The sequence below is a fragment of the Sphingobacterium sp. SGR-19 genome, from assembly GCF_011043555.1.
Lineage (GTDB): Bacteria > Bacteroidota > Bacteroidia > Sphingobacteriales > Sphingobacteriaceae > Sphingobacterium.
In genome coordinates this window covers 85,204-109,775 of the sequence record NZ_JAAKGS010000007.1, presented here as the reverse complement: position 1 = coordinate 109,775, position 24,572 = coordinate 85,204, and the positions used below count along the sequence as shown (strand labels likewise).

Annotated in this window: 24 protein-coding genes; 12 read left to right on the top strand and 12 right to left on the bottom strand. The window is 41.4% G+C overall.

Translation table 11 applies throughout. The features are described 5' to 3' along the window. Positions 1-40: 40 nt before the first annotated feature. From rsmA to G5B43_RS13805, 3 genes are read left to right on the top strand one after another with little or no spacing between them, the layout of a single operon-like run. Positions 41-835: a 16S rRNA (adenine(1518)-N(6)/adenine(1519)-N(6))-dimethyltransferase RsmA gene (gene rsmA / locus G5B43_RS13815; protein ID WP_165295389.1), complete on the top strand. Its 795-nt coding sequence runs from the start codon at positions 41-43 to the stop codon at positions 833-835. Next, positions 810-1,979: an FAD-dependent monooxygenase gene (locus G5B43_RS13810; RefSeq protein WP_165295388.1), complete on the top strand. Its 1,170-nt coding sequence runs from the start codon at positions 810-812 to the stop codon at positions 1,977-1,979. Before rsmA ends, G5B43_RS13810 begins: the two co-directional genes overlap by 26 nt. Positions 1,980-1,985: 6 nt before the next feature. Further along, positions 1,986-2,915 carry an NAD(P)-dependent oxidoreductase gene (locus G5B43_RS13805; RefSeq protein WP_165295387.1) on the top strand — a complete coding sequence of 310 codons (930 nt, stop codon included), beginning with the start codon at positions 1,986-1,988 and terminating at the stop codon, positions 2,913-2,915. Here G5B43_RS13805 and G5B43_RS13800 read toward each other — a convergent pair. Beyond that, entirely contained in the window at positions 2,900-3,760 is an 861-nt protein-coding gene (locus tag G5B43_RS13800; protein ID WP_165295386.1) for a hypothetical protein, read from the bottom strand. The two genes, G5B43_RS13805 and G5B43_RS13800, sit on opposite strands and share 16 nt — an antisense overlap. 155 nt (positions 3,761-3,915) lie before the next feature. Here G5B43_RS13800 and acs point away from each other — a divergent pair, with 155 nt between their 5' ends. Then, a complete protein-coding gene (acs, locus tag G5B43_RS13795) occupies positions 3,916-5,835 on the top strand; it encodes an acetate--CoA ligase (protein ID WP_165295385.1) in 1,920 nt (639 codons plus the stop codon). Positions 5,836-5,937: 102 nt separating this feature from the next. Here the strand turns inward: acs and G5B43_RS13790 are convergent, their stop codons facing one another. Beyond that, entirely contained in the window at positions 5,938-7,005 is a 1,068-nt protein-coding gene (locus G5B43_RS13790; RefSeq protein WP_165295384.1) for a metallophosphoesterase, read from the bottom strand. 97 nt (positions 7,006-7,102) lie between these two features. Here G5B43_RS13790 and G5B43_RS13785 point away from each other — a divergent pair, with 97 nt between their 5' ends. From G5B43_RS13785 to mnhG, 7 genes are read left to right on the top strand one after another with little or no spacing between them, the layout of a single operon-like run. Continuing rightward, positions 7,103-9,412 (top strand): putative monovalent cation/H+ antiporter subunit A, encoded by a 2,310-nt coding sequence (locus G5B43_RS13785; RefSeq protein ID WP_165295383.1) that lies wholly within the window; start codon positions 7,103-7,105, stop codon positions 9,410-9,412. A 13-nt stretch (positions 9,413-9,425) separates the two neighbouring features. Further along, positions 9,426-9,836, top strand: coding sequence for a Na+/H+ antiporter subunit B (locus G5B43_RS13780; RefSeq protein WP_165295382.1), 411 nt, complete (start codon positions 9,426-9,428; stop codon positions 9,834-9,836). Position 9,837: 1 nt separating this feature from the next. Beyond that, positions 9,838-10,194, top strand: coding sequence for a Na+/H+ antiporter subunit C (locus tag G5B43_RS13775; protein WP_165295381.1), 357 nt, complete (start codon positions 9,838-9,840; stop codon positions 10,192-10,194). Beyond that, on the top strand, positions 10,191-11,702 hold the full coding sequence (locus G5B43_RS13770) for a proton-conducting transporter membrane subunit (protein ID WP_165295380.1): 1,512 nt from the start codon (positions 10,191-10,193) through the stop codon (positions 11,700-11,702). The genes G5B43_RS13775 and G5B43_RS13770 overlap by 4 nt, the downstream gene beginning before the upstream one ends. 3 nt (positions 11,703-11,705) lie before the next feature. Continuing rightward, positions 11,706-12,182 carry a Na+/H+ antiporter subunit E gene (locus tag G5B43_RS13765; RefSeq protein WP_165295379.1) on the top strand — a complete coding sequence of 159 codons (477 nt, stop codon included), beginning with the start codon at positions 11,706-11,708 and terminating at the stop codon, positions 12,180-12,182. Beyond that, positions 12,179-12,454 (top strand): monovalent cation/H+ antiporter complex subunit F, encoded by a 276-nt coding sequence (locus G5B43_RS13760; protein WP_165295378.1) that lies wholly within the window; start codon positions 12,179-12,181, stop codon positions 12,452-12,454. Before G5B43_RS13765 ends, G5B43_RS13760 begins: the two co-directional genes overlap by 4 nt. Next, a complete protein-coding gene (mnhG, locus tag G5B43_RS13755) occupies positions 12,447-12,869 on the top strand; it encodes a monovalent cation/H(+) antiporter subunit G (RefSeq protein ID WP_165295377.1) in 423 nt (140 codons plus the stop codon). The genes G5B43_RS13760 and mnhG overlap by 8 nt, the downstream gene beginning before the upstream one ends. A gap of 24 nt (positions 12,870-12,893) precedes the next feature. Here the strand turns inward: mnhG and G5B43_RS13750 are convergent, their stop codons facing one another. Then, a complete protein-coding gene (locus G5B43_RS13750) occupies positions 12,894-13,985 on the bottom strand; it encodes a lactonase family protein (protein ID WP_165295376.1) in 1,092 nt (363 codons plus the stop codon). A gap of 159 nt (positions 13,986-14,144) precedes the next feature. Here G5B43_RS13750 and G5B43_RS13745 point away from each other — a divergent pair, with 159 nt between their 5' ends. After that, the gene (locus tag G5B43_RS13745) at positions 14,145-15,518 is read left to right on the top strand and encodes a peptidylprolyl isomerase (protein WP_317167527.1); all 1,374 of its coding nucleotides are present in this window, start codon (positions 14,145-14,147) and stop codon (positions 15,516-15,518) included. A gap of 18 nt (positions 15,519-15,536) precedes the next feature. On the opposite strand, the gene G5B43_RS13740 is transcribed toward G5B43_RS13745, so the two are convergent. The 9 genes from G5B43_RS13740 to atpB all read right to left on the bottom strand — a co-directional run bounded on the left by G5B43_RS13740 (position 15,537) and on the right by atpB (position 24,566). Next, complete coding sequence (locus G5B43_RS13740; protein ID WP_165295375.1) at positions 15,537-16,406, bottom strand: DUF4440 domain-containing protein; 870 nt, start codon at positions 16,404-16,406, stop codon at positions 15,537-15,539. A gap of 24 nt (positions 16,407-16,430) precedes the next feature. After that, entirely contained in the window at positions 16,431-17,903 is a 1,473-nt protein-coding gene (gene cysS, locus G5B43_RS13735; RefSeq protein WP_165295374.1) for a cysteine--tRNA ligase, read from the bottom strand. Between the two features lie 16 nt (positions 17,904-17,919). Continuing rightward, positions 17,920-19,224, bottom strand: coding sequence for a ribosome biogenesis GTPase Der (gene der, locus G5B43_RS13730; RefSeq protein ID WP_165295373.1), 1,305 nt, complete (start codon positions 19,222-19,224; stop codon positions 17,920-17,922). 199 nt (positions 19,225-19,423) lie between these two features. Then, positions 19,424-20,308, bottom strand: a complete 885-nt coding sequence (gene atpG / locus G5B43_RS13725) for an ATP synthase F1 subunit gamma (RefSeq protein ID WP_165295372.1) — start codon at positions 20,306-20,308, stop codon at positions 19,424-19,426. 22 nt (positions 20,309-20,330) lie between these two features. Further along, entirely contained in the window at positions 20,331-21,905 is a 1,575-nt protein-coding gene (gene atpA / locus G5B43_RS13720) for a F0F1 ATP synthase subunit alpha (RefSeq protein WP_165295371.1), read from the bottom strand. 51 nt (positions 21,906-21,956) lie between these two features. Continuing rightward, positions 21,957-22,502, bottom strand: coding sequence for a F0F1 ATP synthase subunit delta (locus G5B43_RS13715; RefSeq protein ID WP_165295370.1), 546 nt, complete (start codon positions 22,500-22,502; stop codon positions 21,957-21,959). A 28-nt stretch (positions 22,503-22,530) separates the two neighbouring features. Next, entirely contained in the window at positions 22,531-23,025 is a 495-nt protein-coding gene (locus tag G5B43_RS13710) for a F0F1 ATP synthase subunit B (RefSeq protein WP_165295369.1), read from the bottom strand. Between the two features lie 126 nt (positions 23,026-23,151). Further along, on the bottom strand, positions 23,152-23,355 hold the full coding sequence (gene atpE, locus G5B43_RS13705) for an ATP synthase F0 subunit C (RefSeq protein WP_105727133.1): 204 nt from the start codon (positions 23,353-23,355) through the stop codon (positions 23,152-23,154). 47 nt (positions 23,356-23,402) lie between these two features. After that, the gene (atpB, locus tag G5B43_RS13700; RefSeq protein ID WP_165295368.1) at positions 23,403-24,566 is read right to left on the bottom strand and encodes a F0F1 ATP synthase subunit A; all 1,164 of its coding nucleotides are present in this window, start codon (positions 24,564-24,566) and stop codon (positions 23,403-23,405) included. Positions 24,567-24,572 lie beyond the last annotated feature (6 nt).

Sequence of the window (24,572 nt, the reverse complement as noted above, 5' to 3'; positions counted from 1 at the left end):
TAATAATGTTTAATTTTGCTTTTTAACACCCCAACGACGAATGAGTACCGTACGCGCAAAGAAACACTTAGGACAACACTTTCTAAACGATAAACATACTGCACAGAAGATTGTAGAAGCCCTTGAGCCTGCTTTGGGCTTTAAACAGGTATTGGAAGTCGGTCCCGGTATGGGCGTGCTATCCGACTTTTTACTTCAAAAAGACGCTTACGAAACCTGGCTGATTGATGTGGATGATGAATCGATCACGTTTCTTGCCGACAAATACCCACAGTTGGACAACAGGCTTATTCACGGAGACTTTCTAACACTAGATTTCAGTCAATTTTTGGGAGATAAGATGGCGGTCATCGGTAATTTCCCTTATAATATATCTTCTCAGATTCTATTTAAGATTTTGGAAGAGCGCGGGCGTGTGGTACAGATGGTCGGGATGTTCCAAAAAGAAGTAGCCGAACGCTGTGTAGCAAAGCCTGGCAGCAAAGAATACGGCATTCTCAGTGTATTCTTGCAGGCTTATTATGACGTACAGTATCTTTTTACGGTAAAAGCCGGTGCATTTAACCCACCTCCCAAAGTACTTTCGGGTGTTATTAAAATGACCAGGAACGACCGTGATAGACTTGACTGTGACGAAAAACTATTTTGGCGTGTCGTAAAAGCCGCTTTCAACCAACGGCGCAAAACGTTACGAAACGCCTTGTCTGCTGTTGTTCCTAAAGATAGGATGAGCGACAATCCATTGTACGAGCTCCGGGCAGAGCGGTTGTCAGTCGAAGATTTTGTCGCTTTAACAAATGAAATTGTCAATGCCATACACCAAAACGATAGATAGTGAGTTTGCCATTGTGGGTGGCGGTGTAGCAGGGCTTGCCATGGCTATAGCTCTTCAAAAAATCAACAAGGACTTTGTGCTTTTTGAGCAAGCAAAGGAGTTAAAAGGAATAGGTGCAGGATTTGGTCTCGCAGCAAATGCGATGCGTGCTTTAGATCTACTTGACTTGAGAACTGAAGTAGAACAAATAGGTTATTATCTGGATAGCTACAATATTTTAGACCATAAAGGAAGGCTTTTAGTGTCTCCCGATACCCATGCGATCCGTGAAAAGTATCAGCAACAAAATTTCGCCATTCATCGTGCAGATTTACACCTTTTCCTGCTATCTAAAATCAAAACTCAAAAACTACAATTAGGCAAAAAAGCTATCCGGTTAGAACAATATGGAGATACTGTTACCCTATTTTTTGACGACGGCACTCAGCATACATCACATTTTTTAATTATTGCCGATGGGGTGAAGTCTCCACTCCGGCAACAACTCATACCATCCTCCACACCTCGTTATTCGGGATATACTTGCTGGCGCGCGACCATTGATAATACGGAGATAACATTGGATAAGGGAACAGAAACGTGGGGAAAATTAGGAAGGTTTGGGATGACACCCTTAATCAATAATCGTATCTATTGGTATGCATGTATAAACGCTACATCCCATAATCCTGTATATCGAGATTACAAAATCAAGGATTTATTAACACATTTTCAATCGTACCATGACCCTATTCCTGCTATTCTAGCGTATACCAAGGATAGCGAACTGATTTGGAATGACATTATGGACATCGAACCGCTCAAACATCTTGCTTATGACAACATTCTTCTCATTGGCGATGCCGGACACGCTACAACGCCCAATATGGGTCAAGGGGCTTGTCAAGCTTTAGAGGATGTAGCAGTTCTATTGGATGAACTAGGATTAGAAAAGGATGTCAAGGAAGCGTTCTCCTCGTTTGAAAAAAGAAGATTGCCTCGAACAAAATATATTATGGATACTTCCAGACGGATAGGAGAAATCGCGCAATGGGACAATAGTTTATTAATCAGCATGCGGAATATGCTCCTGAAAATTATGCCCGCCAAATTAGCTCAAAGGAATTTAGACAAATTGTTATCTGTAGATTTTATGAAAATTTAGTTAAAAATGAATATTCTTATTGTAGACGACATACATCCTATATTAGTAGAGAAGCTGGATCAAGCCGGAATTGCGTACGATTACCAACCTAGCTTCAGCAGAGCGGATGCTGAAAATGTTATTCAACAATATACGGGGCTGATTATCCGTTCCAAATTTCAAGTCGACCAGTCCTTTCTTAATCTCGCCACCAACCTGCAGTTTATCGCCCGTCCCGGAGCAGGGATGGACAATATCGACGAGGAATACGCCACCTCAAAAGGCATCCGCCTCTTTTCGGCGAACGACGGTAATAAGGACGCTGTTGGTGAGCACATGATCGGGATGCTGCTATCCTTAATGAACAACCTAAACCGTGGGCATCGAGGAGTGTGTACTGGACAATGGTGTAGGGAAGAAAACCGAGGGTATGAATTAAAAGGACGAACAGTAGCGCTAATCGGGTATGGACATAATGGCCAAGCGATGGCGAAAAAACTTTCAGGTTTTGATGTTAATGTCATTGCGTATGACAAATACAAGACCGGGTTTTCTGATGCCTATGCCAAAGAGGTTTCGATGGAAGAAGTTGTCCGCCAAGCGGACGTATTAAGTTTTCATATTCCGTTGACGCGTGAAACCAGAGGAATGGTAGATGATGAATATCTCTTTCACTTCCGCAAACCCATCTTTTTTCTGATGGGCGCCAGGGGGGCTATAACAAATATCCCATCGGTTTTGAAATACCTAGATGCCGGTAAAATTTTAGGTGCGGCATTTGATGTATTACCTATCGAAAAATTCCCTGCGCTCAGCGAAACAAACTGGTACGGCGATCTTATTTCAAGGGATAACGTATTGCTAAGTCCCCACGTAGCCGGGTGGACATTCGACAGTTATTATAAACTATCGGATATTATAGCCGATAAGATTATTGGTTTTTATAAAAACAAGTAAACTATTAAAAACTGCGCTATCAATGCAAAGTCTAATAAGAACGCATAATGATAGCGATTTGCATTTCTGAACACAACTTGTTTTAGTATGACTGCAATCAACAGGTTCGTTGTCAATACCCCCATCTGTACATTCAATTGAATATTCGACAGCAGAACGATGGCACTATGCACTATAATAAGAGCGTAGCACAATAAAATCGCCCTATCCGCGCCAATCATATTCGGTATCGTTTTTAAATGATAATAAGAGTCTTGTTGAATATCCCGGATGTCAAAAGGTAGAGTACAAATGAGCAAGAAAATAAACTTTAGCAGGAAAAGCGTTTGGAATAGATGTAAATCAACTGTTAATCCATCCAAATACATCTCAAAAACTGGCAGGCACACCGAACTTAGCGTCCAAACTAACGCAATATGAAAAATTTTCATACCCGGCAACTGGCGGAATCCAACCCACTTCCCTTTATAGGGTATTATTGGAACAGAATACGCTACACTCATGACACCTATTCCTGTTAAAACAAACAAGCTAAATAAATGAATTTGGAAAATTGCATATATCAAAACAAAACATCCTATTGCGCTATTTAACCACAATAGCCATTCGTTCCTAAATATCCAACGTGTACGTTTATAAACGGATTTCTGTGGATCCCGGGGTTTGGATAACAGCATACTGAAATTGTACAAAAGTAAGGTTGCCGCCCCCTCCACTATTATAATGGGATAATCAAACGCAGCATTAAAGAATAGATACGTTAATGCGCATTGTGCTATTGCAGCTCCTGCAATCAACAGATTGGTATAAATGAGGAAATAATATGTTCGCTTCAATATCTTCATCGCAAATAAAAATACGAATACTTACAGGTAAAAAATTGACATTAATGGCAAAAAAAACTAAATTAGTGCTTGTATATCCGATACGGACAACTTTCAATAAATAAATGTCTGCATTGGATAAAAGTTAATCATTTAAATTTTGTATTTAAAAAAACATGAACCTACAGATTAAAAGTTTTGAGGAGTACGAGGAGGCGTATAAACACAGCGTCGAAAACCCCGAAGCATTTTGGGGAGAAATTGCTGAAAACTTCTTTTGGAAACGAAAGTGGACAAATGTACTAAGCTGGAACTTTACCGAACCTAACATCAAATGGTTTGAAGGAGGAAAGCTTAACATCACCGAAAATTGTTTAGACCGCCATATTTATAATTTAGGAGATAAACCTGCCATTATATGGGAGCCTAATGATCCAAACGAGGCACACCGCATCCTCACTTACAAGCAACTTTTAGAGAAAGTCGAAGTCTTTGCAAACGTGTTAAAAAACAACAACGTGGTTAAGGGAGACCGTGTATGTATCTATCTTCCTATGGTACCGGAGTTAGTAATCGCCGTGTTGGCGTGCGCACGTATTGGTGCAATCCATTCCGTTGTATTTGGTGGTTTCTCGGCTCGTTCTATTGCCGATCGCATTAACGATGCGGAATGTAAATTGGTTGTCACCTCCGATGGCGGATTCCGCGCGGGAAAAGTGTTGGAATTAAAGTCTATTGTAGACGACGCCCTTATGCAATGTGATTCGGTAGAACGTGTCATTGTATTAACGCGTACGCGTACACCGATATCGATGATAAAAGGTCGTGATGTATGGTGGGAAGACGAAATTAAAAAGGTGGAAACCCAAGGAAACCCTCCATGTCCTGCCGAAGAAATGGATGCAGAAGATCCTTTATTTGTACTGTATACCTCGGGTTCGACTGGCAAGCCTAAAGGTGTCGTACACACCACGGGTGGCTATATGGTTTATACGGGATATACGTTTTCCAACGTATTCCAATACCAGCCCGGCGAAGTTTATTTCTGTACAGCCGACATTGGTTGGATTACAGGCCACAGTTACATTGTATACGGCCCGCTATCGCAGGGCGCGACGTCGTTAATGTTTGAAGGAACACCGACCTACCCCGATGCGGGACGTCTTTGGGATATCGTTGATAAATATAAAGTAAACATCTTATATACAGCACCTACGGCCATTCGCTCGCTAATGGCTTTTGGAGACGAGTATTTAGAAGGTAAGGACCTGAGCAGTATCAAAAAATTAGGATCTGTAGGCGAGCCTATTAATGAAGAAGCTTGGCATTGGTTCAATGAAAAAATCGGAAAGGGCAAAGCACCGATTGCCGATACTTGGTGGCAGACCGAAAATGGCGGTATATTGATTGCACCGATGGCAGGTATATCACCAACCGTCCCGAGTTACGCGATGTTACCGCTCCCAGGTGTACAACCATGCTTAATGGACGAAGATGGCAAAGAAATCGAAGGCAACGATGTAACGGGAAATCTATGTATTAAGTTCCCATGGCCAGGCATGTTGCGCACAACTTGGGGCGATCACGAACGATGTCGCCAAACGTATTTCTCCACCTATCCAAACAAATATTTCACGGGTGACGGTTGTTACAGAAACCCCGAAGGTTATTATAAAATTACTGGGCGTGTCGATGATGTATTAAATGTCTCCGGTCACCGAATCGGTACGGCAGAGGTGGAAAATGCGATCAACATGCACTCCGACGTCGTAGAATCTGCCATCGTGGGTTATCCGCATCCGGTTAAAGGGCAAGGCATTTATGCGTATGTCATTGTTGCAGGCCATCACATCGATGCCGAAAGTACACGTCAGGATATTTTACAAACGATTACACGTTTAATTGGCGCGATTGCCAAGCCGGATATTATTCAGTTTGTATCAGATCTGCCGAAAACACGTTCCGGAAAAATTATGCGTCGTATCTTACGCAAAATTGCAGAAGGCGAGATCAACAATTTAGGCGATACTTCTACGTTACAGGATCCAACCGTCGTCGAAGCGATCATCAAAGGAGCAGAAGAAATGAAGAAATAGCTAAAATAATAAACAGCATTAAAAAAGCCTCTCGCAAAAACGAGAGGCTTTTTTTAGTCTACAGCGAAGGATCCAAACTTGAGAATTAGAAAAATGCCCTCACTAATCCAACGTAAAGGTAAACTCTTGGTTCTCTTCGGTTTTATAGGCTAAATCTTGTGTAGTGGGCGAAATCGCAAATAAGGGTGAAAATGTCTTTACTTTTACCGTATTGCCATCTGGCATAAATTCCAGATAGCGCAACCAGCCATCTCCACCGTTTCCATGCCACCCCCCTCCCATCGCCTGCGCATTGAATGTCATTTGCGATACGGTTTTTCCAGCGGCATTCTTGTCACGTCTAAAACCTAGATGGGCGTCAAAATTATCCGGGGCACCAATATGCCCCGAAAAGACCAAACGGATATTCTTCGATGGTTTTACCAATTTCTCAAATAACGCCGCGCCGTAGTTTACATCCGGCATTTTATAACCTTCACTTTTTATATGCTCGCTTTTGCTATTGAGATATGTATGCGTTAGCAGAATCACGTCTTTGTCTACATAAGGCTTTGCTTCCAGTATCTGCTTCGCCCATTTAACCACCGTATCACGCGGTGCAAATTCCAACACCATGACCAGCCAATCTTTACCGTGTGGAGTATGAAATTCATAAAGTGCATTCACCGCGCTAGACTGACCATTTATCTGTGGCCCGATCTCCCGCAATGCACGTTGGTTAAATCCATTTTGGTTCACATTAAAATACTTGTCATAATTGGTAGAACGGTATTCTGCACTTCGATAACCGAAATCATGGTTTCCGGTTGCGAGCACATAAGGCACACGATTATCCAAAGTCGCAAAAGCGTTTCTTACATTTTGCCACTGCTTCAAACTATTCGCTGTACCATCATTTCCCTTCAAATGGATCAAATCATTATGTTCCACCAAATCTCCGGTACACAACACAAACTCTGTATTCAATTTATCCACGTTCTCATATATCCAACCGGTCATCAAGTTCAATATTCCGACATTTTTGTGAAAACGCGTATACGTCTGTGGATCCGGCATCAGAATCAAGGACCAAGATTCATTATTAGTAAGTGTTGGCTTTTGGTACTGTGCGGCTACCTGAAAATAGCATAAAAAAGCTAATAGAGGGAGCAATAGGTTTATTCTCTTCATACTCTAAAAATAACAATATTTCAAAAAACAACCTGACAAATTGCGGATTTTTTGTAATTTTATAACGTTTCCAATATTATTTAAACATAAAGACTGCATGCTATTTACTGTTTTAACAGGACTAATAACATCGAGCCTTCTCGTTCCTTTCGGCAAGTTTATTAAGACGAAATGGAGTATTTTGCTCCCATTTATTCCTGTCATTCTTTTTTTGTTCTATTTATGGCATGTACCTGTTATCGCCAATGGAACGAACGTCATTCAACACCTTGCCTGGGTTCCAAGCTTGGGCATTAACTTCGACTTCCGTCTGGATGGTTTGTCCCTACTTTTTGCACTGTTGATTACGGGAATTGGGACAGGAATCTTTTTTTACGGCCGCAGTTATCTAAAGGGACATGTTTACTTTGACCGGTTTTTTGCCTACCTGCTCCTTTTTATGAGCGCCATGTTAGGCGTTGTACTCTCCAATAATATCCTGACGCTATTTATTTTCTGGGAACTGACTAGTATCAGCTCTTTTTTTCTGATTGGTTTTAATAACGATAGTAAAGCGTCCCGAAACAGCGCATTAATGGCACTGAGTATTACGGGGATGGGCGGGTTCTTCCTGTTAGCCGGATTGATATTGGCCGGTAATATTGCAGGAACTTTCGTTATCAGCGAATTGTTTGCGCACCATGACCAGTTGATAGTCCATCCATTATATCCGTTAATAGTGGGCCTTATATGCATTGGCGCGTTCACCAAGTCTGCACAATTCCCATTTCATTTTTGGCTACCGGGCGCTATGAAAGCACCAACACCTGTATCGGCGTATCTTCATTCAGCCACCATGGTAAAAGCCGGTGTGTATTTGCTTGCGCGTTTCACACCGATATTGGGAAATACCGAGTTGTGGAGTGTTATTCTCATGGTGGTGGGCGGTTTTACGATGATTTTCGCCGCTGTTCATTCCCTTTTCCGAACCGATTTAAAGGGTATTCTTGCTTATTCTACAGTTTCTGCACTAGGTATTTTAACCTTTTTGCTAGGTGTTGGTACAAAGGATGCAATCGTGGCGGTCAGCGTATTTATTGTAGTACACGCCTTATATAAAGCAACTTTGTTCATGGTGACTGGGATAATTGATCATGAAACACATACTCGCGATATTACAAAATTAAAAGGGCTACGTAAAGTGATGATGCCCGTTTTCATAGCGTCATTATTGGCAGCACTGTCCAGTGCAGGCGTGCCGTCTACATTCGGTTTCATTGGCAAGGACTTGATTTATGAAGCGACATTGAACTTTCAAGAAAACTGGAAGGTCTGGTTAACTGCTCTTGCTGTTCTGACGAACATAGGATTGGTGACGGCTGGTTTTAGAGCCGGCATTAAGCCATTTGCCGGAAAGCTGCCAGAAGATTTCCAGCATGTGCGTCTCCCGTACAGATCTATGTGGATTCCGCCAATGATCTTAGCGGTATTGGGCATATTGTTTGGTCTATTTCCCGGTGTTGTGGGCGATTACTTCGGCCACCAAACGGCGAATGCTATAGCGGGTGAGGTCACGGACATGCATTTAAAACTATGGCATGGATTTAATATTGTTCTTACATTAAGTGTCGCCACATTAGCTGCCGGAATTGCTTTATATTTCGCCAACAACCCCACAGAGGAAAAATTGCTTGCGCTCGAACGGTTTAATGTCATTTCATCACAGCATATTTTTCGTAAGATTGGAAGGGGCATAGAAAAAGCAGCTAGCTGGTATACAAACACAATCCACAACGGATACCTCCGCTCCTATCATATTAAGATTATTCTTTTTGCAGAACTATTGTTAGGCTACAAACTATGGTTGGGGGGCCCCGTTCGTATCGATTATACGAATTTAACACCGGTATCTTGGTATGAGTTCGGTATTGCAGCTATTTTGTTAGGCGCGTTGTATATTATTGTGACCACAAGATCGCGTCTAACCGCCGTCGTATCTACCAGTGTAATCGGATATTGTATCTGTTTGATGTTCGTTTTTTACAGCGCCCCGGATTTAGCCATGACACAATTCACGATCGATACGCTAACCACCGTATTGTTCGTATTGGTTTTATACAAACTTCCTCCCTTCATCAACTTTATGAGCCGGGCACTTTTAATTCGGGATGCTATCGTTTCGTTAGGATTCGGTATCATTATCTCCCTTATTGCACTACGTGTGCTTTACGAACCAAACTCGACGGCTATCAGTGATTTTTACGGTGAGAATGCTTATTTGCTCGCCAAAGGGAAAAATGTGGTCAATGTGATTTTGGTAGACTTCCGTGGGATGGATACGATGTTCGAAACAGCTGTACTCGCTATAGCCGCATTAGGCGTTTATAGTTTAATTAAATTACGATTGAAATCTTCAGAGAAGGAATAAAAAAATAAAAAATATGAAGAGTGCTATATTACAGACAGCTACCCGGTATTTGCTTCCGATATTACTATTATTTTCATTTTTCTTGCTTCTGCGTGGACATTATTTCCCCGGGGGTGGTTTCGTTGGTGGATTGGTTGCTTCCATTGCTTTCGTGCTCCATAGCTTTGCCAACGGTACAGAAAGCACGATGAAAATACTGCGATACAAACCGCTCTCATTAATTCCCATTGGGCTGGCAACCTCGACAATAAGCGTTACTTTTCCGTTATTATTCGGACTTCCGCCCATGACGGGACTATGGTTTGAAGAACCTATCCCCGTTATAGGCATGATTGGTTCTGCATTATTTTTTGACATAGGCGTATACCTGGTTGTAATTGGTGTTGTTTTAACTATTTTGTTTACCATAGCCCTAAACGATTGATATGGAATTACTATTGGTTTTGATATTAGGTTTATTATATGCCGCTGGTGTATATCTAATTCTGCGAAGGAGCATGGTAAAGCTTCTACTCGGTATTATGCTATTGGGAAATGGTGCGAACATATTAATTTTCGTCCTTGGGAAAATTACGAAAGGAAGTCCTCCGGTTATTGACGAAGCATACAAAGTTTTTCAAGAAATCTATGCCGACCCTATACCACAAGCATTAATTTTAACAGCTATTGTTATCAGTTTTGGCTTGACTTCCTTTGCCATTGTGCTATTAAAACGAGTATATGCATTGGTGGACTCGGATGACTTAGACGATTTAAATACTCCTGAAGAAGAAGATATATGATAGACAACCATATTTTAGCACCTATTTTTGTGCAATTATTTACCGCGATAGTCCAACTTATGTTTTGGAGAAAAACGCTCACCCAACGTTATCTGAGCGTTGGAGGGAGTTTGATCGGCCTCATGGTTGCTATTCGGCTCTTTAATCGGGTATATGAAGGCGGCATACTTACGTTAAACGCCGCAAACTGGGATGCTCCTTTTGGGATTGTTTTCGTTGCTGATCTCCTGAGTGTCACCTTGGTATTACTCACGTCTATTGCCTGTTTTGCCGTTTCCATCTTTTCATCGATCGGCCTTAGCAGACAACGGATGCTCTACGGCTATTTTCCGATTTTTCACTTTCTCATTATGGGGTTGCACGGTGCATTCTTAACCGGCGACATCTTCAACTTGTACGTTTATTTTGAGGTCATTATTATCTCTTCTTTTGTACTGATGACCCTAGGCGGAAGAAAAGCGCAGCTGGAGGGTGCTGTTAAATACATGGCCATGAATATTTTGGCTTCCATGTTTTTTCTGACCGGAATTGGGATTCTCTACGGCATTACCGGTTCACTCAATATGGCAGACCTGTCCATTAGAATCCAAGAGGTGCAAAATAAGACACTCATTGGCATTACTTCTTGTTTTTTTATTATTGGTTTTGGGATCAAATCGGCCGTATTTCCATTATATTATTGGTTACCGTCCTCTTACCATACCCCTCCTTCGGCAGTTGCCGCAACTTTCGGAGGTTTGTTAACAAAAGTCGGTATTTACGCTATGTTGCGTATTTTCAGCTTGATTTTTATTCCAGACGATTTCACACGAACACTTTTAATGGTCATCGCTGTTTTGACCATCTTAACCGGTGCATTTGGTGCGCTTATAAAAACGAATATACGGCGCCTATTCTCCTATCTCATCGTATGTCATATCGGTTTTATGATGGGCGGTATTGCCATGTTCAGCAAGGTCGCCCTTATGGGAGCTGTGTTTTATCTGATACATGACATTATGGTTAAAACCAACATGTTTCTCATTGCCGGTCTTATCCGACAGTTGAGAGGAACGATGGATATGAACAAACTAGGCGGCCTGTACGGTGACTATCCAAAAATATCACTTCTCATTGCCCTTGTCTTATTTTCGCTCGTGGGGATACCTCCACTATCCGGATTTTGGCCAAAAGTCTTTCTTTTTCAAGAAGCTTTTTCTCAACATCAGTACTTCTACATAGCTGCCTTGATTATCGGTAGCTTTGTAACGCTATATGTTATTGCCAAGATGTGGTCCGAAGTGTTTTGGAAAAATCCACCTGCTTCTAGGGAGATGGAAAATCTCTTCGCCCCCATGCTTCCGTATAAGAAAATACTCATGGTACTTCCTATAGCATTAATGGCATTTGCAACACTATACATAGGATTAAACGCAGAAGCTATCATCAAAGTAACAGACATAATATCGACACAGTTAATGGATCCTTCGGCATATATTGATGCCGTTTTGGGAAATAAAACGGATTAACATATGATTAAGAATTTTTTAATGAATCTATTGCTCTCAGCAATCTGGGTTGCCCTTACAGGTTCTCTTTATTACACCAACTTTTTGTTTGGGTTCATGATCGGGTTCTTTATCCTCTGGATCATGAATCGCAACGAAACGGATCACCGATATTTTTATCGTGTGCCCAAAATTATAGGCTTTATTTTCTACTTCCTTTATGAGGTCGTAAAAGCTAATATACAGGTTGCGTTTGATGTGATTACACCAAAATATTTCTTCAAACCAGGGATTGTCAAGTACCCCATGAGCGCACGAACAGATTTTGAAATCAACTTGTTGACGACGATGATCTCGCTGACGCCGGGTACACTCATTGTGGATATCAGTGATGACAAGAAAACGATTTATATCCACGTAATGTACTTAACAGACCCAGAGACGTTTGTCAGACAGACACAAACTGGTTTGGAGAGAAGACTATTAGCGATTTTAAGATGATTACACTAGAAGCATATTTCGACTACGTTATCCTCCCGATATTATCCATCTCCGTTATGTTGGTGTTCATTCGCCTGTTCAAGGGTCCAGCCATAGTAGACCGTGTGGTAGCACTCGATCTGGTCATCACGATTGGTATCGGAATTATAACCGTATACAGCATTCGTTCGAATCAAGAAGTTTTTTTGGACGTCGCCATTATTCTTGCCCTGATTGCTTTCTTAGGCACAGTGGCCTTTGCTTATTATATAGAAAAACAGAAAGATGATTGAAATAGTTTTAGCCATTTTGAGCACTGTAGGTGCACTTTCCATTTTATTTGCGTCGATCGGAATATTACGAATGCCAGATTTTTATTTACGTCTATCCGTAACTGTAAAAGCCTCTACCCTAGGCGTTGGTCTATTACTCATCTGTGCTGCGGTTATGTTCCCGGACGTGTCCGTAACAACCAAAGCCATTGCTATCATTTTCTTTTTGATTATTACTGCTCCTATCGGTGCACACATGATTGGCAGGGCTGCATATTTCACGGGCACACCACTTTGGAAAGGCACCATTATTGACGAGCTTGCCGGCATGTACAACGACGAAACACATGAGTTGGAAAGTGAAGAAAGTGACACGGACGATGATCGCGAAGACGATGCTCCTAACATCGCCAAAACAGACGAAGAAACAGAATAAGGATGTAATACGACATGTCTACGCTTAAAAAACGATACAAACCGGTGTCGAAACCTCAATTTGTTTACCAATGTCTGTTAATTCTCCAGTTTCCTGATTACGTTCAAAAACGGTAATATTATTTGTATTTTGATTCGCAACTAACAAAAATTGTCCATTTGGGGAGATATTAAAATTTCGGGGCCCTTCTCCCCCAGTAGGATATACTTTTTTACGTTCTAGCCTACCTGATTTGTCTATAGCGAATAGTGCAATGGTATTGGCATCACCACGATTGGATGCATAGATAAATTTTCCGTCAGCCGAACGCTTTATTTCTGCCGCGCCATCTTCCCCCTCAAAACCGTCTTCATTGATAGAAACCGTATCCACTAACTTCCAGTTTTCACCATTCTTTTCATAATGTGCAATCTGAGCTGTCATTTCCAACAGCACATATATGTTTTCTCCTTTTTCATCGAATACCAGATGGCGGGGACCACCTCCCGCCGGAGTCGATATACGACTTTCTTCTACCAAAGAATAGTTATCATTCGTTTTATCTATCCTATAAATAGTGACCTTATCCGTACCAAGATTTTGTACATATACGTGCTTTTCATCGGGGCTGAAGAAAGCAGAATGTACATGCGAAGCCTCCTGTCTTTCTTTGTTCGGCCCTGCCCCCTCTTGCTGTATATGTTGTATTTTCTCTGCTAAACCGCCATTTTTCTCCAGCCGATACACGGATAGGGATCCTCCGCCATAATTAGAAACAACGGCGATGGGATGATGTTTACTTACGGCAACATGACATGGGTAACTGCCCTCTGTAGGCATCGCATCCACAAAAGACAAAGCATCGCCGTCAAAAGTAAATGAGGACAGTGCAGCTGTACTATCTCCTGTTTCATTTACGGCATACAACATATCTCCCTTTGCCGATCTTGCTAAAAAAGATGGGTGCTCACTGGCAGTCGATGAATACATGGTAGCATCTCCGCTATTCTTGTCAAACATATACAAATAAATCCCTTGACTTCCAGCATGGGTATATGTTCCGATAAACATAGGAATCTCTTGCGCCGTCGACCATTGGGCTATACAACCTAATACAAATATCATTGTTGCTTTCATATTATTGTTTACGTAAAGTAACTGACGCTAAATTACACATTTTAGCATATGAAATCATTCCCTTTTATTTTTTAACATTTTTAACAAATTAACGGGCAAAGTTTTAGTACTTTTGAGAAGAAAGTGGGTAATTTTGCAGTGCTTTAGAGGCAACGTTTTATGATGAAGAAATATATAAGTTTACTGGGAATGGCAATTGTGGCCATCATTTGTTTGCAATCCGTATATGCACAAGGGAGATTGGTAGACCGGGTGGTTGCCACCGTAGGTTCCAGCATCATTTTGCAATCCGATGTAGAAATGCAATATGCGCAGTATTTAGCACAAGGTGAAAAACCGAATGAAGAAATGAAATGTTACGTCTTGCAGCAACTTCTTACCCAAAAGCTATTATCCCAACAAGCGGCAATCGATTCCATTGAAGTATCTGAAGCGGAGGTTGATGATAACTTGAATAGACGGATGCAGATGATGGTTAGACAAGCCGGAGGAAAAGAACGTTTGGAAGAGTTTCTAAACCGCTCGCTCTTACAGTATAAAGAGGAGATGCGCTCCAATGTGGCGGAGCAATTGAAAGCAGATAGAATGCGCCAGACCATCGTATCGACGATCAATGTCACGCCTGCAGAAGTAAAGCAATATTTTGAAAGCCTCGATCAGGATAGCCTTCCTTATTTTGATACGGAGGTAGAAATTGGTGAAGTCGTTATCAAACCGGAATTAACCAAGGAAGAAAAAGAACAGTTCAGAAATAAAGCCGAAGGATATAGACAACAAGTATTAAACGGCTCTGATTTTGGAACGGTAGCTCGCTTATATTCAGAAGATGGATCAGCTCCGTATGGAGGGGAGTTAGGATTCGCGACACGAGATCACTATGTAAAGGAGTTTTCCGCTATGGCGTTTAAGCTTAAGGAGGGAGACGTTTCACCTGTATTCGAAACCCAATTTGGTTTCCATTTCTTACAAGTCCTGCAACGGCGGGGTGAGGAGGTCAATGTTCGTCATGTACTGATAAAAAAGAAACCTACATCAGCTAGCTTGCAGCGCGCAAAGGCGAAATTAGACAGTATCTACGACAAGGTGTCCGAAGGAAAACTCGATTTTCATGCAGCAGCTACCTTACATTCAGACAACAACGAAACAAAATATTCTGGGGGGATGATCATGAACCCCGAAGACCATTCTCCTTTGATTCCAATCAACAGATTAGATAAGGAGACTTTTACAGCCATAGATCCGCTTGAGATTGGGCAATATTCTAAGTCATTTCTCTCTGCAGATCAAACAGGTGAACAAGTATACAAATTCGTCTATCTTAAATCTCGCATAGCACCACATAAAGCAAATCTGGAACAAGACTTTGCAAAGATACAAGAAGCAGCGAGCCAGGATAAGGTTAACAGAAAACTTAGTGAATGGTTTGAGGAGCGCAAGGAAAACACCTTTATTGACATCGATGAAGATTTTCTCCAATGCGATGTATTGAAACCATGGATGGATGAAACCAAAGAAGTTTTAGCAAATAAATAAGAGGCTCACGCCTCTTATTTATCTCTCGAACATCATCTCGACAATAACCCGCCACTGATAATCGTCTTTCAGTTGCCAAATACGGATATAATTAAACTTCACCACTTTATCTTTAGACCGTACAGTCGCTGTACCAGAAGTGTAAGCATATTCTCCGCTATATGCGCGGCCAACACCGGATGGATCTGTCGTAATTTCTATTCTCTTTTTCTTTAAAAAAGCAAGTACGTTTTTCTTACCCTCTATTTCTGTCTCCCAAGGGTAATAATAACGTACGTCATCTGCAAGAAATTCATTGAACGCAGTTTCGTTATTTGCTTTTAAGATCGTCGAGAAGAGTTCGTCACTTTGCGTCACCACTTCCTCTCTCTGTTGCAGACGTACTTTCGAACGATGCTTTAGATACCACGAATCGTCGGGCTCATAATACACCAAATCCGATTTAGCACCTTTTCCAAAATTCTCGACCTCAGCCCGTATATGTACTTTCCAGTTTCCTTTTCTATCCCGACGCCAAACCGTGAGGTACTGCCCAAATCTTTTTATCGCACCTACCTTCTGAAACTCCATCGGTCCTGATGTCACCCCCCAATCTAAACTCTTGGAGACCAACGCAAAATTTGGCTCCCACGACATGACGTCCGGTATATTCGGCCGATTGTTCAAGTAATTTATGGCGTTTACCGGAGAAGGAACATATAGCGTTGATTCTTTGTCAACGATAGACATAAATGCTTTGTGTAGATTCTCTCTTTTCGCCAGGTTAGACGCCGTCCGATCTGCGGTAATCAAGCTCCCTACTTTATCTGGTAATTGTGCATGTACATTCGTGGATGCACCGTACAGCATGATAGCGGTTATTATCGAATAGATTTTTATTATCTTCATTTACACAACTTTGTCGTCTTACAATCAAATCTTATTCCAAAGCGTCCCATCTTTGCTATCTTTTAATTGAACACCAATAGATTGGAGATCTTCACGAATACGATCTGATGTCGTAAAATCTTTATTTTTCTTTGCTTCATTGCGCAGATTGATAATAATCTGCATTAATGCGTCAGTATCATCGGCATCGCCTTCTAAAGCATCATTTCTCAGGCCTAATATATCCGCTACAAAAAGCTGCATAAACGATTTGAGTTCGTCTTTCGTGGTTTGATTCATCGCCATCTTACCGTCGTATGCAGCATTGATAAAACGGACTGCTTCAAACAATTCAGCAATAAGCACCGGCGTATTGAAATCATCGTCCATAGCCCCATAACATCTTTGCTTTAAAGCAACAAGATCAAAGTCGCCATTACTTCCGTTCGACGGTTTTATCTTGCCTAGCAAACCGATAGCGTTCATTAGGCGTTTATACCCCTTGTCAGCGGCATCCAATGCGTCATTCGAGAAATCCAATGTGCTACGATAATGCGCCTGCATCATAAAAAAACGAACCGACATCGGCGAGTAGCCTCTATCTAACAGCGGGTGATTGCCTGTAAACAATTCGTGTGGAAGAAAGCCGTTTCCCGCAGATTTCGACATCCGCGCGCCATTTACGGTCAGCATATTGGTATGCATCCAATATTTAGCCGGCTGAACGTGATGACAAGCTTCCGATTGAGCTATCTCATTGGTATGGTGTGTCGCTGCAAGATCCATCCCTCCACCGTGGATATCGAACTGCGCACCCAGATATTTACTGCTCATCGCCGAACATTCGATGTGCCATCCAGGAAATCCTACGCTCCACGGAGCTGGCCAGCGCATAATATGCTCCGGCTTCGCCTTAATCCATAAGGCAAAATCCAACCGCCCTCGTTTTTCGTCCTGTCCGCCTAGTTCTCGGGTATTGTTTAAAAGATCCTCTAGCTTACGATTTGTCAAAATCGTATAATCGTGTTCCTTTACATATTTTTCTACATCAAAATATACCGTACCGTTGACTTCATAAGCATAACCATTATCGATAATGCGTTGTACCATCTCAATTTGTTCCGAGATATGTCCCGTTGCTGTAGGTTCGATGCTCGGCGGCAACGTATTGAAAAGTCGTAAAACCTCATGGAAACCGAGCGTATATTTCTGCACAATTTCCATAGGTTCCAATTGCTCCAATTTTGCCTTTTTGGAAAACTTATCATCTCCTTCATCCCGGTCACCTTCAAGATGCCCCGCATCGGTAATATTTCTTACATACCTTACCTTATACCCCAGGTGCAGCAGGTAACGAAAGATCATGTCGAAAGATACAAACGTACGGCAGTTCCCTAAATGGACCTCACTGTACACCGTCGGGCCACACACATACATGCCGACAAACGGTGGATTTAGGGGATTAAACTTTTCTTTTTTTCGGGTAAGGGTATTATAAAGAACAAGATTAGGTTCCATAAAATCTATGATCAGCTTACTTTTGTCTAAAAAATATTTGAATAGGTACTCCGGTAAAATCAAAATGCTCGCGTAATTTATTCTCAATAAACCGCTTATATGGTTCTTTGATATATTGCGGCAGATTACAGAAAAACGCAAACATCGGCGAGCGTCCAGCGAGTTGCGTAATATATTTTACCTTGATGTATTTTCCTTTCATGGCTGGCGGCGGATAGTTCTGGATGACCTCCAACATGACATCATTAAGCTTAGAGGTCGGTATTTTTTTCGTTTTATTTGCATACACCTCCATGGCCTTTTCCACCACTTTAAATATACGTTGTTTTTCTGTTACGGAAGTAAAGATGATCGGAACATCTGTAAACGGCGAAATTTTCTCGCGGATACGTGTTTCAAACTCTTTGGTGGTCTTGTGATCCTTTTCAATGGTATCCCATTTGTTGACCACAATCATTACACCCTTCTTATTCTTTTCTGCTAAGTGAAAGATGTTGATATCTTGTGATTCAATTCCATCATTAGCATCCAGCATTAGAATAACGACATCCGAATCTTCCAATGCTTTGATCGTCCGCATAACCGAATAGAATTCGATATCCTCGTTCACTTTATTCTTTCGACGAAGCCCTGCTGTATCGATCAGCAAAAACTCGTTACCAAATTGATTATAATGAATGCGGATAGAATCTCGGGTCGTGCCAGCAATATCGGTCACAATATTTCTTTCCTTACCTAATAGTGCATTCGTCAGCGAAGATTTCCCTACGTTCGGACGGCCGACAATGGCTAACTTAGGCAAGTTGACTTCTTCTTCCTCTTTCTCTTCCGGGAAATGAGACACTACGGCATCCAGCAGCTCTCCAGTACCCGAACCGGTTATCGAAGACACATTATAAATTTCTCCCAACCCAAATGCATAAAATTCGGCTGATTCATGAGTTCTTCTGGCGTGGTCTACTTTATTAGCAACCACATATACAGGCTTTGAGGTTCGACGGAGTATATCGGCAATTTCATCGTCCAAATCGGTGATACCGGTCGTCACATCCACCATAAAAAGGATGACGGATGCTTCATCTATGGCAATATGGACTTGATCGCGAATAGCTTCTTCGAAAACATCATCAGAACCATGTACAAACCCGCCCGTATCAATAACCGTAAATTTTTTCCCTATCCATTCCGCCATTTCATAGTGGCGATCACGCGTCACACCACTGAAATCGTCAACGATTGCCTTTCTACTTTCTGTTAAACGGTTAAATAATGTTGATTTCCCAACGTTCGGGCGACCAACAATTGCCACTATATTTGCCATACTTATTTTATGCAAATGATGCTTAAGGTCTATATATTACCTTCAACATCACCAAACTCCATCTTTTTGTAAGGTTACAAAGTTACATAAAATAGATGGCATTATAATGATGTTGAGCGGGATGTCGGGGTAATATATAACGATATACAAACAAAAAGGGAATCCTTGAAGATTCCCTTTTCAAATATGGGTATTTATCTTATCCATTTGACAGTGCCGCTGCACCGGATACGATTTCCGTTAACTCTGTCGTAATGGCAGCTTGCCTTGCTTGGTTATAAGACAATTTCAATGCTTTCAGTAGTTCGCCGGCATTTTCGGTAGCTTTGTCCATCGCTGTCATACGCGCGCCATGCTCAGAAGCATTGGAATCTAAAACTGCCTTATATAATTGCGTTTTGATAGCCTTCGGAATAAGCTCTTCAATGATTCTTTCTTTAGATGGCTCAATAATATAGTCCGTCTCCGCAACTCCGACAGTATCTGATCTTTCCTGAGGCACTAATGGCAACAACTGTTCGGTCGTCAATATCTGAACCGCAGCATTGCGGAACTCGTTATATACAACCTCTACTCTGTCGATATTTCCCGCTTTAAATTCCTGCATAGCATATTCGGTTACGTGGGATACACTCAAAAAGTTAAGATCACTATACAACTCATTATAGTTACCAATAACATTAAAGCCACGCTTTTGAAAGAAATCATGTCCTCGTTTACCAATAGCGATAATACTCAGGTTACCCCGGGCATGTTGTTCAGCGTATTTACCGAAAATTAAGCTATTAGCCGTTTTGATCGCGTTTGCATTAAATGCTCCTGCCAAACCTCTATTGGAAGTCAACACGATAACCAATACCTTTGTGGGTATGCGATCTTGTGTATAAGGTGAATCATTCCCTTCAACAGAAGCAGAAACTTGTGCCAGAATATCCCTCAATTTGTTGGCATAAGGGCGTAACTGTACGATAGCGTTTGTGGCACGCTTCAATTTCGCCGCAGCCACCATTTTCATGGCTTTGGTAATCTGTTGCGTTGATGTTACCGAACTAATCCGGCTTCTTACTTCTTTTAAATTTGCCATTCTTTTTTTAGCTCCTAAGAATCTAATATTTTGACGCTAATTCCTTAGCTACTTTTTCCAAAACATCTGTTAACTCATCTGTAAATTTGCCGACTTTGAAAGCTGCTAAAACTTCTGGATGACGTTGCTCCAACTGTGTCAAGAATTCTTCTTCAAACTGACGAACTTTATCTACCGGAACAGCACGAAGCAATCCCTTTGTACCGGCATAGATAATAGCTACTTGTTTCTCCACAGAAACCGGAGAATATTGGCCTTGTTTCAAGATTTCCACGTTACGGATACCTTTATCCAATACCGCTTTAGTCGCCGCATCTAAGTCGGAACCAAACTTAGCGAAGGCTTCCAATTCGCGGAATTGCGCCTGGTCTAATTTCAACGTACCGGATACTTTTTTCATTGGTTTAATCTGCGCGTTACCACCTACACGTGAAACGGAGATACCTACGTTAATCGCCGGACGGATACCTGCATTAAACAAGTTCGATTCCAAGAAAATCTGACCGTCGGTGATCGAAATAACGTTTGTAGGAATATACGCCGAAACGTCACCAGCTTGTGTTTCAATAATCGGAAGCGCTGTCAATGAACCACCACCTTTTACCAAATGCTTGATAGATTCAGGCAAATCATTCATGTTACGGGCTATCTCGTCTGACGCATTGATTTTCGCTGCTCTCTCCAATAGGCGGGAGTGTAGATAGAATACGTCACCAGGATACGCCTCACGACCCGGTGGACGACGCAATAACAACGATACTTCACGATACGCTACCGCTTGCTTAGACAGATCATCGTATACGATCAACGCCGGACGACCTGTGTCACGGAAAAACTCTCCGATGGCAGCACCTGCCATTGGCGCATAAAATTGCATTGGAGCTGGATCAGCTGCCGAAGCGGCAACAACAACCGTATATGCCATCGCTCCGTTTTCTTCCAATACACGTACGATATTCGCTACCGTTGAATTTTTCTGTCCTACAGCAACATATATACAGAATACAGGCTCACCTGCATCGTAAAACTCTTTTTGATTTAATATGGTATCGATACACACGGCAGTCTTACCTGTCTGGCGATCACCGATCACCAACTCCCGTTGACCACGACCAACCGGAATCATCGCATCGATCGCCTTGATACCAGTTTGTAAAGGTTCAGTCACAGGCTGACGGTAGATAACACCTGGCGCTTTACGCTCGATAGGCATCTCATAGGTTTCTCCTGCTATAGGGCCTTTACCATCCATAGGCTGCCCCAATGTATTTACAACACGACCTAGCATACCCTCACCCACCTTAATAGATGCGATACGTTTGGTACGCTTAACGGTATCTCCTTCTTTAATTTCATCTGAAGAACCCAAAAGAACGACACCGACGTTGTCTTCTTCCAAGTTTAATACGATACCTTCCAATCCATTATCAAATTCAACCAACTCACCGGACTGAACTTTAGTTAAGCCGTATATACGAGCAATACCGTCACCAATGGTAAGTACGGTACCCACTTCCTCTAGTTCGGCTTCTGATTTAAAGCCCGACAATTGCTCTCTAAGAATTGCCGAAACTTCATCTGGTCTTACCTCTATCATTGTTATTATTATAAGGGGTTTTTGATTCTATTTTAACTTCAATACCAAGGATTATATACCTTGTGCTGCAAAATGCTTTTCCAATTTACTCAATTTGCCAGCAATACTTGCATCCATCTGCCTATCTCCTACCCGAACTACGAAACCTCCGATTAAAGATGGATCTACCATATTCTTCAGAATAACGTCTGCTTTAATTTCATCTGCAATGATCTTCTGAAGTTCTGTAAGATTTGGTTCAGAAAGCGCTGTAGCCGATGTGACGGATGCCTTCACAATACCTTTTGTCTCGTTATATTCACGAACGAACTCCTGAGCAATATCCAATAAAATACCTGCACGCCCTTTGTTCACCAAAATATAAAAGAAAGAAAGGATAACGGAATTGATCTTCCCTTCAAAAATCGCCGCTAAGATATTGCGTTTCTTATCACCTTTAATAATCGGGTTCTTAAGGATAGCCAACAGCTCAGAATTAGACTTCAACACCGAAATTACGCCATCGATATCTCCTTTCACGGCATCTAATTGTCCTTGTTCCTGCGCTAGATCCAGTAAAGATTTAGCGTATCTGGATGCAACTGTAAAAATTGACATATTTTTATTTTAAAATCTGAACAGCCAGTTAGTTTAACTTCACGTCTTTCAACAAGTCACTTACAAAAGCGTCCTGTTTAGACTGGTCGTCAAATTCTTTTGTTAATACTTTCCGGGCAATATCCAAAGATAAAGAAGAAACTTGATTTTTAACTTCAGCCAACGCTTTGTTTTTCTGTTCCTCAATTTCTCTTTTCGCTTGCTCTAAAATCTTTTTACCGGACTCTTGTGCTTCCGTTTTCGCATCAGCAACGATCTTATCTTTAAGTTCTTTTGCCTCTTTTAAGATATTATCCCGCTCAACACGTGCTTCTTTTAACAACTGCTCATTTTCGTTGGTAAGACGAGCCATTTCCAATTTTGCCTTTTCTGCTGAGTCCAGCGCATTTTGGATATTTTCTTCTCTTTCTTTAATTGCTTTTAGCACCGGCTTCCAAGCAAATTTACCCAACAAGAATAACAGGATCAAGAAACTAACGGTGTGCCAGAAAATCAGACCAATTTCGGGAATTAATAAATCCATATTATTATGCTATATATGACGTTTAAGTTTTACTTTTTTAACTATTGATTGTGGACAAATAAAAGAACCCGAAGTGGCAACCCCAAAACAGGTTCTTTTAGTCCTTTGCGTTTCTTGAAGCTATTATTAAGCGATCAAAGAAACAACTACTGCGAATAGAGCAACCGCCTCGATAAAGGCAGCAGCGATCAACATGGCAGTTTGGATTTTTGAAGCAGCTTCAGGTTGGCGAGCGATCGATTCCATTGCAGAACCACCGATTTTACCAATTCCTAATCCAGCTCCGATAGCAGCTAAACCTGCTCCAATTGCGGCTAATGTACCAGTCATAGTTTTAAAATATATATTAGTTGAAAAATTGTTCCCTTAGTCTATTATTAATGTTCGTGATGTTCTTCGATAGCCATACCGATGAACAATGCAGAAAGAATTGTAAAAATAAACGCCTGTATAAAAGCAACTAACAATTCGATCAAGCTGATAAAGATAGTAAATATAACCGAACCTCCGGCTACAGCACTTGCGTTGAAGATAAATGGCAAACATAACAAGGACAACACTAAAATGTGACCTGCCGTAATGTTCGCAAATAAACGAATCATTAACGCGAAAGGCTTCGTAAACACACCAATAATCTCTACAGGGATCATCAGCGGCTTCAACCACCAAGGCACCGGTGGATTAAAGATATGTCCCCAGTAATACTTATTTCCGTTAAATAAAATAATCAATAGCGTGATGACGGCCAATACCATCGTCACGGCTATATTTCCTGTTACGTTGGCAGACCCTGGGAAGAACGGCACTAAACCCAATACATTCATAAACCATATAAAAAAGAACACGGTCAATAAATAAGGCATAAAGCGTTCGTATCGATGTCCTAAGTTTGGAATAGCAATTTCATCCCGCACAAAAAGGATGATCGGCTCCATAAAGGATTGAATACCTTTTGGGGCTTTCCCTGCATTTTTCTTATACCCTCTTGCAACTGCAAAGAATACCAGAACCAATACGATGAATCCTAAAAAGATACTGAATACGTTTTTTGTAATGGAGAAATCTAACGGACGTTTATTTGTAGCATGATGTTCTTCATCATATACAATATAAGAACCGTGATCATTTGCCTGATTCGCTGCGTAATAAATCTTACCGTGATATTTAATGAACTGCTGCCCCTTTTTCTCAACGATTTTAGTACCATCGTCGTTCCGCTCAAATTCACTGGAACAAAAAGTTACCAAACCATTTTCCGTATATAATATAACAGGCAGGTAAATACCAACCCATTTTGATTTACCTTCAGGGTCGCCACCAAAAATGGTAAATTCATGCGAATCGCCGATGTGATGGAAAATAAAAGCTGTAATGTCAAAACCCTTCTTCTCGTGTGCATGGTCATCCGCTGTTTCGGCATGCTGTTCCGGTGCAGATGTAGTATTTAAAGAGGAGGCAAACGAAGAGAAAGAAGCTAGAAAAACGCACAAAATCATCAAAGTTCTGATCTTGGCTGAAGTTAAAAAGTGGCTTATTTCCATCTATAC